Here is a 14,425-nt window from a genome sequence, read left to right on the forward strand (position 1 = left end):
CGCCCTTGCCATTCGGATTATCTTCCCCTCAGTCAGGGTGATTCAGGTTTCTTTCAACCTGACGGGTTTGCCAGCTTCGCTGGGCAAACAAAAAAGGCCGCTGGTTAGCGGCCTTTGTAATAAGTTAAGGTTTAGAAGTCATATTTATATGACAACCTAATACCTGTACCCCTTGTCTCCGACCTAAGCAACGTATCATTGAATTCAATTTCACGATCTTCACCTAGAATATTTTGAACGCGTAATGTGACAGTGCTATTAAAGTCTGGGTAATACTTGTACACCATATCAAGTGAATGGAATGGTTGTTCGAAGTTATCGTCGAAACCGTCGATACCCGGAATTAGAATACGCTCACCAAATACGTTGTAGACGAGTGAGGCAGAGTGTTCACCGTTATCTGAGTCATAACCCAACTGCATGTTAAGTACATACTGAGAGTGACCCGTCATACGACGCTCAACATTAGTAATCGCCGCAGAAACACCGGTTTGCTCAACAATATTCTGACGATCTAATACGATTTCAGAATCACTGACAGTGATGTTACCTGTAGTAAACAAGTTGTCCCAGATACCGTCACCAATAAAGGCCAAATCTTGTAGGAATTCAACTTCGACACCATAAACCTCACCAGATTCTGCGTTAGCAATACGAATTAGCGGTGGACCATCCTGAGCTGGAGACTGTACCGATTCAATTGGCGCTTCCATGTCTTTGTAGAATAAGCCTACCGATACGTTGTTGCCTGCTTCACGGTACCATTCCCAACGTAAATCATAGTTAATGATATCTGTTGTGCTTACACCAGGTGTACCTGCAATCGGGAAGTTAGTTAATGGGTCTAGGTAAGTTGCTGATGACACTTCACGAAGATCAGGACGCACAACTGTTTGACCGATGCTCGCTCTTAACTGCATATCGTCTTCTAAGAAGTAAGTTACAGCAAGCGCTGGATAAAACCCGTCTTCTTGAAACGCTAGCTGTGAACGATCTGCTTCATCACTCAAGTCAAATTGGTTTGTTCGCGGATCCAATGGCGCCACTACCTGACGGAAGTCTTCATAACGGGCACCACCAGTGAAACGCCACTTGTTGTCATAGAAGAAATCAGCTTCTAGATAGTACGCATCAATTTTTTGACCCGCTACATAGTCATCACCAGCAATAGTCGTATCACGAATGATAGGTCGGCTAGACAAAGACAGGGTGTCTAAAACGCTGTCGCTGAAGATTTCGCTAAAGTCGTTACCATCTAATATTGAACGGTCTTCAACACCTAACGTATTGATATCGAAACGGCGGTTTTCTGCAGTACGAGTTTTGGTTACAAAGCTTGCACCCACTTTGTACTCAGTTTCCCACTTACCCATTGTCATCGGGTAAGTCACGTTATAGCCAAAGTTCTCCAAGCGGTCGTGAAGATTTTGGAAAGTATAACGAGCAGCAGTTTGTGCATCAGATAAGAAGATTTCGTTTTCATCGTCAAAAATACCATCTTCATTCACATCTTCCATAACGAAGCGTGCATTGAAGTTACCTGGCGCATAGCGTACCGAGCGGCCTAATGAGTATGTCCAGTCAATACCCATGAAGTTTAGCTCTGGGATTGTATGCTGGCCTTTAAGTTGATTGGTATATAGCGAGCGTTCTTCGTACTGAACATCAATATCTCTAATACGCAAGCCTTCTGCTTGGTTCAGGTTTTCAGTATTACCGAACATCTCGCGGATTTCGTCGCGCGTATCGTTTAGCACGATAAGGCTATAATCAATACGATGTTGACGGTTATAGTCTACACCTAGTGTTAATAGTGAAGACCAAGTCACCGTTTGCTCTGTACCTTGGATATCATCAAAGAAGCGTACATTGATAATGTCATCGCCGACTAAGTCAGGGTCTTGTAGCTCGTATTCTTCAGAAGAGCGGGTTTGGGCTGAATAACGTGAAGTTACCAAAAAGCCAAAGCGCCAGTCGTCATCGTAATCATAGCTGTCACCATAAGTGACATTAACGCGCATGTCAGGATCGGCAGACTCTCTTTCTAGCCCGTATTCTCTATTAACACCTTTGAATAGTTCTAATGCTTCTTCTGGCTCAAGATCGTCTAAGAAATTTTTTGAATCCCAACGTTCTTGAATAGCTGCTGAAACGCCACGAGTACCGTCGTCTTCACCTGTCCAATCGCGTCCACCACCAGCATAATCTAACACATCACCAGAGTTTTCCGTATCGATACCAACCGCAGCCGATACGTTGAAAACACGCTGTGTAGGTATAGATTTCAATCGGATATTTACGTTACCACCACCGAATGCCGCGGGCATAGATGGTGAATACGATTTCTGAACCGCAAGGCTTTCGATAATGCTCGACGGGAACAAGTCGAGAGGGATAACGTTACGCGTTGGATCTGGGCTTGGCACGATTGCGCCGTTTAATTGTGTTGATGAGTAACGCTCACCAAGGCCACGAACATAGATGAAACGACCATCTACAAGTGTTAGACCAGTTACACGGCGAAGTGCGCCCGCAGCGTCACTGTCACCAGTACGAGCTATCTGCTCAGCACCCATGATGTCAGCTACGAAGGCTTGATTTTTACGTTCTTCCATTACTGCTGTCGCGGTACCTTTTAAGCGCGTACCGGTAGCGACAACTTCCTCAATCACTTCTTCTTCGTTTGATTGAGCGTTGGCTATAGTCGTTGGAAACAAAATGCTTGCTGCAACGGCTAAGCTAATGGGCTTTAGAAGAAACCTGTTAGCAGGTCTGTTCATGATGAACCTCTTTAGAAAGGAATACTTTCACGATAATTATTCGTGTTTTACAAACTTAAAAGCAAGTGCGCCACTTTTGCAACGCACTTGCTTGTTTTTAGCTATGCGAACTGAGTCTTATTCAAGACCAACAGTCCATCCCGCAGTCCAGTCGTTATCAGCGTCTTTAACTGCGCCGATAAAGTCTACTGAAGAGAAGAAGCTGTCTAGCGTCGATACGTCAGTCGCTACTGTTGCATCTACTGTGTAAATACCGTTAAGTACTGTTGCAGTGTTATCAAGTAGGCTGTTACCTGCCTGCGCAGTGAACCAATCTTCTTGACTAAAGTCGCCAGAGTCTTTGATGTTTTCAGCACACGCTAGTACAGATGTTTCAAAAGTAAGCTGAGGCGTGTTGGTACCATCCATGTTAGCAAGTAGCGTAGTATCGCCATCGCTTAAGTCGGCTTCAAAACACTCACCCATACCCGCTGGACCAGTTACAACAAAGTTGTAAAGTTGTGCATTAGTTTGGTCGCGAAGTAGAACACCTTCAGAGTCTGCATCAGCAGTGTCGAACTCGTTACCAATGATAGTCATGTTAGCAACCATAGGGTTAGAGAACGCTGTGCCGTCGCCGCCGTCACCGTCGCCTTCAATTGCGCGGTTAGCATCAGAGTTATCTTCAGCGTGCTTAACAAGTACAAACTGAAGCTTACCTACGTAGCCGTTATCCCAGTCTACTGAGTCATCTTGAATGCCTGTTAGCGTAAGATACTTAACGTTTACTGCACCACCGAAGAACTCAACACCGTCGTCTGCGTTTTTGTGAACTTGTACATACTCAACAGTAGTACCAGAACCCACACCGCCAAACGTAATACCGTTTAGTTCGTTATCTGGTGCAATTTCAAAACCACCGTGCATTACGCGAACGTAGCGAAGTGTACCAGAGCTATCTGTGTTGTCAGTTCCGCCGAAAACTGCACCTTCTTGTGCACCTTCAACTTGAAGTGAACAATCTGTACCGTCTTGAGGACACTTAGTTGATTCGCCGTTACCTAGAACGATCATGCCGCCCCATTGTCCAGCTTCACCCGCCTCAAGGCCGCCAACAACGTGGTCACGTGATGTGAAAGTAATTGGGTTTTCAGCAGTACCGTTTGCATTGATTTCTGAGTCACGGCTAATTACTAGGTAGTCGTTACCAGATGCGCCATAAACAGTTACGCCTGGCTCAACAGTAAGGGTTGCGCTGTTTTCTTTATCACCACCTACGAATACTGCACCTGAAAGCGCGTAGAAATTACCTTCTGTAAGCGTTAGGTCAGACGTGATAGTACCAGACACTTCACACGTAGTAGTTGAACCGTCTACTGGCGTAATTGACGTTGTACCTGATGGACAGCCAGAAGCAGATTGTGCTAGTTCGATGTTACCGCCACCAAAACCAAAAGCCCAACCTTGACGCCAGTCATCTTCACCAATCGCACCGATGAATGTGTTTGCTTCAAAGAAAGTATCAAGCAATGTAGATGCGTCGCCACCAGCAGTAAGAAGCGCACTTTCTGCTGTAAGTGTACCGTCTGGGTTAAGACCAAGATTTGCACGGTCTTCAAATGCGATTAGCTGATTACCTTCTTGGCCTGTGAACCATGTTTCAAGGTCTACTGCACCCTCTGGCGTGTTGAACGGCTCAGAACAAGCAATCGCTGAGTAAGTCATGGTTAGATCACCGTCAGAAAGGTTAGCTTGAACCGTTTCGTCTGTGTCCATTTCTAAACACTCGCCCATTGCTTCTGGACCAGTGATTAGGAAGTTCATCAGGTTTGCGCCAGTTTGGTCGCGAAGTAGAAGACCTTCAGAGTCAGCGTCAGCAGTGTCGAAAGTGTTACCGATAACTGTCATGTTAGCGAGCATTGGCTTAGAGAATTCTAGACCGTCACCACCGTCGCCGTCACCTTCAATACCGCGGTTTGCGTCAGAGTTGTCAGCGGCATGCTGAACATAAACATACTGAAGCTTACCTTTATAACCGTTGTCCCAGTCTACTGAGTCATCTTGGTTAGCTGTTAAAACTAAGTGTTTCGCGTTTACCGCGCCACCGAAGAATTCTACACCGTCATCAGCGTTGCTGTGTACTTGTACATAATCAACTTCTGTACCTGAGCCAACACCACCAAACGTAATACCGTTAAGTTCGTTGTCTGGCGCAATTTCAAAACCAGCGTATTTCACTACTACGTATTTAAGGATACCAGAGCTGTCTGTATCGTCTGTACCACCAAATACTGCACCCTCTTCTGCACCTTCAACCTGAAGCGCACAATCAGAACCGTCTTGCGGGCATTTAGTCGATGTACCGTTACCAAGAATAACCACACCACCCCATTGACCAGCACCAACTTCGTCGCCTACAACATCATTGAATGAAGTCATGATGATTGGAGAAGATGCTGTACCTTCTGCTTCAATTTTAGAGTCACGGCTAACTACAAGGTAATCTGCACCAGTGCGACCAAAGATGACTGTACCTTCTTCGATTGCTAGCGTTACGCTGTCTGCTTTGTCGTTACCAATAAATACTGGACCTTCAAGTGCCCACACTGTGTCATTAGTTAGCGTGATAACGCCTTGATCGTCAGCATCATCAGCTGTTAAACGACCAGAAAGAACGCGTACTTCAACCGACTGGCCGAACGCATCAGAAACTTCACCACTTAGGAAAGAGCTTACTTCACCTGGAGCTGTATCATCTGAACCAGTATCGCCACCAGTATCGCCACCAGTGTTTCCACCGTTATTATTAGTTACGCTGTTATCAATATCACCTTCACTGATATTAATATCGCCGCCACAGCCTGCTAGAACAAGTGCAGTAGCAATAGCTGAAGCCTTGAAAAGTTGCTTAAGTTCCATGTGTTTCTCCAGGTACGGTATAGTTATGGATTTTGAAAACGCGGAAACTTTAACTGAGGTAGATGACACATTTGTTACATTAAGTCGCTGTAACAAAAGTTTCATAGAAAAAGTTCAATTTTGGGCTAAAAAAACGTTTAGAAGACTTACTTTGGCAACTGGGGATTTGTTTTTTGTATATTTTTCCAAAACTTAATTGGTAAAAACCTGAATTTATTGACCGAACGTAGACTCTATTTTTTGTCAACCGCCCCCTTCTTTCAATCCCAATTAGTCAGTTTTCGTCAATATACTCTTTTGATTTGTGACGCAATTATGACATAGCAGGTAGAGTGAAGTAGACTTTAAAAAGGCTTCCACCTAAAAAACTTGTTGATTTGTTCAGCGGCATTAGAGTGGTTAGCGTTATTCTGAATGGCACTTTTTATTCGTCAAGCAGTCGGCGTTGGCGTACCAGTACGTCTTCACGAATGGGGAAATATCCGTCTCTTAACACCTGCTGCTGCCCTTCCTGTGACAAGATATAGCGCAAAAACTCTCTTTCCAGAGTAGGTAAAGGCTCACCAGGCTTTTTATTTATCACTAAATAAAGAAAACGGGCAAACGGATACGTTTCGTTGCGCACCGTATCAATAGAAAGAGGGATTAAGCTATCTAGCGACTCACCTAAAGGCAGAGCGCGAACTCCTGCGGTTTTATAGCCGTAAGCGGCATAGCCAATCGCGCCTGTACCGCTGGCCACGGACAATACTACAGATGCAGAGCCAGGTTGTTCGTTTACCGTATTCTTAAAGTCACCATCGCACAGCGCCATCACTTTAAACAAGCCGTAAGTACCCGATACTGAATTTCGACCGTACAGCCTGATAGGAGAACGATAGCCTATATCGTCAACGCCGAGCTGAGACCAATTGGTAATGGCTGTATTGCTGCCACAAAACTGGGTTTCAGAAAACACCGCGTCAACTTGCTCAAGGGTCATACCCGGCAGCGGATTGCGTCTATCCACAAAAATGGCGATGGCATCCATTGCCACTTTTAATACCGTAGGCGGGTAACCGTGGGTTCGCGTAAAATCCCGTATTTCACTGGGTTTTAGTTCTCGGCTCATAGGGCCTATGGTGGCAGTACCTTCAATAAGTGCCGGCGGAGCGGTAGATGAACCTGACGCCTGTATTTGAAAGCCGACCTGAGGATAAAGGGTTTTGAATTCCTGTGACCAAAAGGTCATTAAGTTTGCCAGCGTGTCTGAGCCAACAGAGGATATTTTTCCTGCCACCCCAGGCTTACGTTCATAGGCAGGTACTTGATAGCTACCAGAAGCAGATGACGAGCTTTGAGTATTTTGAAAATCAGCCAGGGCTCCAAATGGTAACAATAAGCCTATTACTAAAAGTAACGTTGAAAGGCGGTAGCGTTGCCCTTTCATCTTGTCATGCTTTTTGCTCACCAACACTTCTCGCCTCTTAGGGTTACAGTTGCTCTGCAATCAACTCGTTATCCAGCACAAACGAGAAATTGCTGCCCTCACCCAATGTACTGGTTATATCTAAACGGGAATTATGATGACTTAGTACATGTTTTACAATGGAAAGACCTAAGCCAGAGCCACCGGTTTTGCGAGAGCGCGCTTTATCCACGCGATAAAAGCGCTCGGTAAGGCGGTTTAGATGATTTGGCTCAATACCATCACCGTTATCTACCACAGAAAATTGCGCGCCATTGGGTTTACGTCGCCAGTACACATTAATTTCACCACCGGCAGGTGTGTAGTGCACCGCATTGAACACCAAGTTTGAGCAAGCGCTGCGCAGTTCGGTCTCTACACCGAAAACATAGAGTTCTTTGTCGATGTGGAAGTTTATTGTGTGGTTTTTCTCTTTATTAAGCGCCTGCGCTTCTCTTTCCACTTGCGCAAGAACCACAGGAATATTCACAACATTTTCGTAGATGCGTTCCGAGCTTGCTTCAATGCGCGACAACACCAGCAAGTCTTCTATCAAGTTTTGCATACGGTGGGTTTGCGATGTCATTTCTTTCATCGCTTTTTGCATGAATGGATCGGAGTCTTCATCAATAGGAAGAATTTCAAGGTATCCGTTAATGACCGTTAGCGGTGTACGCAATTCATGAGACACATTTGCCACAAAGTCCTTACGCATTTCTTCAAGCTGGGACACCCGCGTTATGTCACGGGCAATCAGCAACAAATGCTCATCGCCATAAGGCATAATCCGGTATTCAAAGGTTTTGTTGGGGTTGGTAGGTGACGGTACTTCAATGGGGTATTTATAATTCCCTGCATGAAAGTACTGAATAAACTCCGGATGGCGCAACAAGTTGTCGATTCGACGCCCAGAGTCTTGCGGCCATTTAAGCCCTAAATCCAAGCGAGCAAGGCGGTTACACCAAATAATGCAGGCCTTAGCATCAACCACTACCGCCGCATCAGGCAAGGCTTCAGACCCCTCTCTAAAACGCTTTACCAATTCACCAAGCTCTTTACGCTTATTGCGGTTACGACGCTGAAGGTAATAAATCCCTTCATAAATATGTTCCCACACGCCACGCACGGTAGGTGGAGACATTTTACGACTATGCCATAACCAGCGATTTAGCTTGTAAAGATGCCAGTAGTTAAATAGCAGTAGCAGGGTTGCGCCAATGGCAACGGCGAATAACATATCATCTAGATACCACCCGACTAGCGCAAAAACCACAAGGAATAGCACTAAGCGCAATGTACTTCTCAACCAAGAGAACGGGTAATACATGAAATAGCTCGCGTTGTTAAAGGTGGAATTGGGCGCATGCCCAGATGGCGCAGCGACATCAAGGGAATAACACCATGTTACTCCCTAAACACTACATTTATTACAGCTTAGTAGAAAAACGGTAACCCGCGCCGCGTACTGTTTGGATCATAGCATCATGTCCGTGGCGAGAGATAGCTTTGCGTAGACGTCGAATATGTACATCTACCGTTCTGTCTTCTACATAAACATTGGTTCCCCAAACATTATCTAGCAGTAGCTCTCGGCTATAGACACGTTCTGGGTGCGTCATAAAGAAGTGCAACAACTTAAATTCAGTCGGCCCCATGTCTAACGGTTCTTCATTCGCCATTACGCGATGTGATACCGGTTCAAGTTTAAGACCATTAAATTCAATGGGCTCCTCGCTTGATGTAGGCGTTACTCTTCGCATCACTGCTTTGATTCTTGCCACAAGCTCTTTCGGCGAGAATGGTTTAGTAACGTAGTCATCAGCACCTGCATCCAGGCCGCGAATTTTGTCTTCTTCCTCGCCACGGGCTGTAAGCATGATGACGGGAATGTCACGAGTAAACTCGTGCTGCTTTAAACTTTTAGCTAGCTGTACACCGCTTCCTCCCGGCAACATCCAATCTAATAAGATTAAATCTGGGTAAGGTTCGCAAATTTTTTCTTGCGCGATGTCGAAATCTTCGGCTTCAATAATGTTAAAACCAGATTGCTCAAGCACAAACTTAAGCATTTCACGGATAGGCGCTTCGTCCTCAACCACCAACACTGTACGAGACATCGTAATATTCCTGCTCATTTTTAAACGCCGTTATTATTAATGTGGTCTGTGACAGTTTTATTAAAACGATTACATTTATGTGTCAAGTTTAATACAAGCTTGTTCCAAAGTTTAAATACATAATCTTGTTTATTCATACGATTACGCATATTCTTGAAATTACATAAAACCGACTATTATTGTTGCAAAGGTGAGCAACTACCAAGCGTTGTCGGTGATTTAAAAGGTCTGATGTAACAGGGGTGTGTTTATCGATGGCTGCGGTCAAGACAGGGTTATCAAGGAAACTCTTAGCCAGAGTGTTGTCAGTGTACTTTTCTCTCACGCTGCTAGTGACGGTAGGACAGATCTTTACAGAATACCTCAGCACCAAAAATCACGTTGAAGGCGAGCTTCAAACGCTAAAAAACACCTTTTCTTCTAGCCTGACCCGCGCTTTGTGGGAACTTAACCACGACCAAGTGCGTGCCATCGCCGAAGGCCTTATGTCATTGCCTATTGTTGAAGGGCTTCAAGTTCGTGGTGAAAATGGCAACTACATTGCCGAGTACGGCATCCGTGCTCAGCGCTCTCCTGCTCCGGTTGACGGTGAAATAATTGAAGATCATCCCGGCGGCGTATTTAGCTACAGCTTCCCACTAGTATTTAAATTCTCAGGTCGCGAATCTACGGTTGGCGACGTCACCTTATATTCTAGCTTTGATACTATTTTTAGCCGTATTGAAGTGGGCGTATTTTTTCTTATCGGTAATGCGTTAGTAAAAACCACCTTTCTGGTCTTCTTGTTTATGACCGCATTTCGCACCATGCTTTCTGAACCGCTGCAAACCATTACCGAGCAAATGGGTAATTTCGATCCACAGCACCCAGAAGAGAGCAAACTCAGCATAAAGCTCGATGATGACAACGAGCTATTGCAGCTTAAGGAATCATACAACCACGTAATCGACGATCTTATTATTTCAAACAATAAGCTGAAAGACGCGCAGAATGAACTCACTCTTGCCAACAAGAAGCTAGACGACCAAAACCTGATTTTAGAACAAGAAGTGGCAAAGAAAACCGCATCGTTGTCTCAGATCATGCTCGACTTAGAGCAGCAAAAAGACGAGCTTATTGCCCACCAGCGAGAGCTTCGCCAGGAAAACGAAAATCGTCAGTATATAGAAGCCGAACTGCGCAAACGTAACCAAGAGCTAGCCAGTTCGATGGATACACTTCATCAAGCGCAAGAGCAATTGGTCGAGTCGGAGCGCATGGCGTCGCTTGGCGGTCTGGTGGCCGGTATCGCGCATGACGTAAACACGCCATTAGGCGTGAGCGTGACCGCAGCCAGCTTTTTACAAGAGCGACTTAACAATTTAAAAACCGACTTCGAAGATAAAAGCCTGACCAGTAAGAACATGGCAAGCTTCATCGATGAAGCGGAACAAACTGCGCTACTACTTTTAAGTAACCTAGAGCGCGCATCTGACCTTATCGCCAGCTTTAAACAGGTGGCCGTTGACCAGACCAGCGAGACCGAGCGCGAATTTGTGTTAGGCGACTACATTAACGAGATCATTCAGTCGCTTAAGCCAAGTTTTAAGCATACTGAACATCAAATTAACGTATCCTGCCCCGACAATTTAGTTGTGACCTGTGCACCCGGCGCCATCGCTCAAATCGTTACCAATATGGTGGTTAATTCAATAACACACGGCTTTGAAAACAATGTAGCGGGCACAATCACGTTAGATGTGAAAGAAGCCGGTGAAAACGTGGTGATTAACTACCAAGATGACGGAAAAGGTTTAAGTGAAGAAGAGCTCAGTAAGTTGTTTGATGCCTTCTTTACTACCAAACGCGGAGAAGGTGGTAGCGGTCTAGGCACACATATTATGTACAACCTGGTTACACAGTCACTGCATGGACATATAGAGGCCGACAGTACGCTTGGCAACGGCTTACAGTACACCATTCGTTTTCCGAAAAAGAGTACTTAACCTTTCTTGCTACTATCAAGCTAAGGTGCCCGCTTTCTAGGGCCTTTTATTCAATTGCACCGCGAGTCTTACGTTGGTAGGCTTGCGCCCTATTTTTATCAAGAGAATGCTTACACTATGTGGTTTAAAAATGTAAAAGCCTATCAAATTACTCAGCCGTTATCGCTAGACGAGGGCGATTTAGAACGTGCCCTTAACGAACACGCTTTTCGCCCGTGCGGTAGCCAGGACTTAGCAACCATGGGGTTCGCCTCTCCGTTTTCTCAGGCGGGTAAGCAAGGCACCATGTTCCATGTTGTTCAACAGCGTTTTTGGATAACGTTAAAGAAACAAGAAAAGATCTTGCCCGGCGCAGTGGTAAATGCCGAGCTTGACGAAATGGTGGCCAAAATTGAAATGGAAACCGGTTCGCCGGTTGGTAAAAAAGCCAAGGCAGATCTTAAACAAGAAATTCAAACCCGCTTGCTGCCCCAGGCATTTACGAAAAACACCTACACTCACGGCTTTATTTCGCTTGCTGACAACTTAGTCGTAGTTGACGCATCATCTGATGGCAAAGCCGAAGCCTTTTTGGCGATGGTAAGAAAAGCCATAGGCTCACTTCCAGTAGTGCCATTTACCCGCAGAAGCCTTCAAAGCGAGCTTACGCACTGGGTTACTGAGTCAACACCAGAAGGTGTAGGTCTACTTGAAGAAGCTGAACTTAAATCTACCGATGACACTGGCAGCGTTATTCGTTGTAAGAACCAGCCGCTAGATAGCGAAGAAATTAGTATTCATTTGGATGCCGGTAAGTTGGTTCAAAAGGTAGCATTCGAATATGCAGAGACGTTAACGGCTATTATGTGCGAGGATGGCGCCATTAAACGTGTTAAGTTCACCGATCGGATTAAAGAAGAAACTGACGATGTGCCAAAAGATCAGGTTGAAGCGCGTCTTGATGCAGAGTTCGCGCTTATGTCAGCCGAAATTTGTACACTGCTAAACTTCCTTCGTGGTGCGCTTAATCTTAACGACGATAGTTTATAAACGAACGGCAAATAAATATTAAGCCGATGAGAAAGATAGCCTAGCGCTATCGAAAAGCCTAATTACCTTGGGGTAGTTAGGCTTTTTATTAGGCCCTGTTAATTGACTTGCTTGTTTGAACTGGCAATTGTCATGTAGCGCAAATGCTTCTTAGCTTTTTTGCTAGCCTTTTTCCTAGCCTTTCTCCTAGCTTTTGCAAGAAAGTTGCCCAACCGCTTTAAGTGGGATAGTGAATAACCACAATAAAGCGCGTTTCTCCTACTTCATCTCGATAACCGTGGGGCTGGTCTGCGCGCAATATACATTGCTCTTGCGCTTGATAGGTTTGCCATTGACCATCTTGCAAAACCCCTAACTTTCCTTGTAGTACGTGAATATGTTCGGTGACGCCTATTTGATGCGCCGAAGAGTGCTGCTCATGAAAGTCCGTTAAGCATAGTTCAAACATTTCAAACTGGGTGGCTGAGTTAAACGGAAATAGCGTTTTTATGGTTACGTTTGGGTCGTTAGCGAACTTGTTATCGGCACGTTGGGACGTAGGTGCGGTTTCATCACCTGACAAGAAAGAAGAAAAAGAACACGCAAGACCGGTTGCTATCTTCCACAAGGTAGCGATTGTGGGGCTGGACTCGCCTCGTTCTATTTGCCCCAACATGGCTTTAGACACTCCCGTCAACTGTGCTGTTTTATCAAGGGAAAGCCCCCTAGCTTTACGAACAGACTGCAGGTGCTGTGCAATACTTCTTGAAATAGCAGAAGGCTGCGCATTTGCTTTTGTCATGTAATGAAGGCCTTTTATTTTGACGCTGAGTTTAATAAACCAGTTGTGCGCTATAACGCACAGATGTTAAGTTAGCTATTGTACGTTATAGCGCACAAAAAGGTAGAGTAGCACATTCGATAGACACTAAAAGCGTGTTTCATCGCTCGGTCGATTCCAAATCGAAATTCCATCACGAGGGTTTTCATGAGCAAGTGGAAGTTAAGTCATATCAGCGCAGGGCTAACCGCGGTTACAGTAGGTTACAGTAGTTCTGTTGTCATTATCATTGATGTAGCGCGCAAAGCCGGCGCCAGCGACGACATGGTAGTGAGTTGGTTGTTGGCGCTTGGGCTCGGTATGGGCATTACCTGCATTCTGTTTTCGTGGCTATCCAAACTGCCCGTTGTTACCGCGTGGTCTACCCCTGGCGCGGCCTTTTTGTTAACCAGTATCGGTGACTACCGTTTAAGTGAAGCCATTGGTGCATTTATACTATGTGCCTTGCTTTCTCTTGTAACTGCGCAAAGCCGTAACCTGCTTAAACAAATAAGTCGGATTCCCCCTGCAATCTCATCGGCGCTTTTGGCCGGCATTCTCTTACCTATATGCCTTGCGATATTCAGTGATGTTAATGACGCACCGTACTTAGTTGCGTTATTTATCGCGGCTTATTTAGTAGGAAGCCGACTATTTCCCCGCTATCTTATGCTGTTGTTGCTGGTCATGTCGGTGACCATTAGCTTGTTTATGAGTAGTGCAGATGGTGTGGTTGCTCTATCAAGCGACTCACCAGGGCTGCCATCAATATTCACTCTGCCCGAGCCTATTTGGGTAACGCCCACTTTCTCACTGAGTGCTGCCATTGGATTAGCATTTCCCCTTTTTCTTATCACCACGCTTTCTCAAAACTTGCCAGGCATAGCTATTCATCACGCCCATGGCTATACGCCCGACCACAAACCCATTTTTTCAGGCATTGCCATTGTTCAAGCCTTATTGGCACCTTTCGGTGGTTTTACCTTTAACTTAGCGGCGATAACGGCAGCGCTATGCATGGGCGAGCAAGCGGATAATGAAAAGTCGCAGCGCTATAAAGCCGCTATAGCAGCGGGGGTGGCGTATTTGTTCATGGGGTTATTAGCGTCTGTGGTCGTTGCGCTATTTGTGAGTATGCCCAGTATCATTATTCATCTGCTTGCTGGACTAGCCCTATTAGCTACGCTGCAAGGAGCGGTGGTTCGCGCCATGGAAGTAGAGCACCACAGGGCTCCTGCGTTGCTTACCATGCTGTGTACGGCGTCAGGATTTAGTTTATATTCCATGACTTCAGCGGTGTGGGGATTAGGGTTAGGTTTATTGCTGCTTTACGTTCAAAAGAAGCCTGTTAGCGCGTAGCAGCATTTGTT

General features: G+C 45.5%; 9 protein-coding genes. 3 read left to right on the forward strand and 6 right to left on the reverse strand.

The genetic code is table 11. From position 1 onward, the window contains the following. Positions 1–131: 131 nt before the first annotated feature. The 5 genes from MHN09_RS06625 to phoB all read right to left on the reverse strand — a co-directional run bounded on the left by MHN09_RS06625 (position 132) and on the right by phoB (position 9,242). On the reverse strand, positions 132–2,780 hold the full coding sequence (locus tag MHN09_RS06625; RefSeq protein ID WP_168533576.1) for a TonB-dependent receptor: 2,649 nt from the start codon (positions 2,778–2,780) through the stop codon (positions 132–134). Between the two features lie 117 nt (positions 2,781–2,897). After that, on the reverse strand, positions 2,898–5,678 hold the full coding sequence (locus MHN09_RS06630) for a hypothetical protein (protein ID WP_020742896.1): 2,781 nt from the start codon (positions 5,676–5,678) through the stop codon (positions 2,898–2,900). Between the two features lie 424 nt (positions 5,679–6,102). Beyond that, positions 6,103–7,134 (reverse strand): phosphate ABC transporter substrate-binding protein, encoded by a 1,032-nt coding sequence (locus tag MHN09_RS06635; protein WP_080986402.1) that lies wholly within the window; start codon positions 7,132–7,134, stop codon positions 6,103–6,105. Positions 7,135–7,150: 16 nt separating this feature from the next. After that, positions 7,151–8,452, reverse strand: a complete 1,302-nt coding sequence (gene phoR / locus MHN09_RS06640; RefSeq protein ID WP_014948282.1) for a phosphate regulon sensor histidine kinase PhoR — start codon at positions 8,450–8,452, stop codon at positions 7,151–7,153. Positions 8,453–8,552: 100 nt separating this feature from the next. After that, entirely contained in the window at positions 8,553–9,242 is a 690-nt protein-coding gene (phoB, locus tag MHN09_RS06645) for a phosphate regulon transcriptional regulator PhoB (protein WP_014948281.1), read from the reverse strand. A gap of 254 nt (positions 9,243–9,496) precedes the next feature. Between phoB and MHN09_RS06650 the strand changes: the two genes are divergently transcribed. Continuing rightward, positions 9,497–11,227 (forward strand): HAMP domain-containing sensor histidine kinase, encoded by a 1,731-nt coding sequence (locus MHN09_RS06650; protein ID WP_239239740.1) that lies wholly within the window; start codon positions 9,497–9,499, stop codon positions 11,225–11,227. A 117-nt stretch (positions 11,228–11,344) separates the two neighbouring features. Continuing rightward, the gene (gene rdgC, locus MHN09_RS06655; RefSeq protein ID WP_014948279.1) at positions 11,345–12,256 is read left to right on the forward strand and encodes a recombination-associated protein RdgC; all 912 of its coding nucleotides are present in this window, start codon (positions 11,345–11,347) and stop codon (positions 12,254–12,256) included. A gap of 217 nt (positions 12,257–12,473) precedes the next feature. Here the strand turns inward: rdgC and MHN09_RS06660 are convergent, their stop codons facing one another. Continuing rightward, complete coding sequence (locus tag MHN09_RS06660; protein WP_239239742.1) at positions 12,474–13,037, reverse strand: XRE family transcriptional regulator; 564 nt, start codon at positions 13,035–13,037, stop codon at positions 12,474–12,476. Positions 13,038–13,223: 186 nt separating this feature from the next. Between MHN09_RS06660 and MHN09_RS06665 the strand changes: the two genes are divergently transcribed. Next, a complete protein-coding gene (locus MHN09_RS06665; protein WP_168463382.1) occupies positions 13,224–14,414 on the forward strand; it encodes a benzoate/H(+) symporter BenE family transporter in 1,191 nt (396 codons plus the stop codon). The last annotated feature ends 11 nt before the right edge of the window (positions 14,415–14,425 follow it).

This window comes from Alteromonas sp. MmMcT2-5 (assembly GCF_022348315.1).
GTDB lineage: Bacteria > Pseudomonadota > Gammaproteobacteria > Enterobacterales > Alteromonadaceae > Alteromonas > Alteromonas macleodii.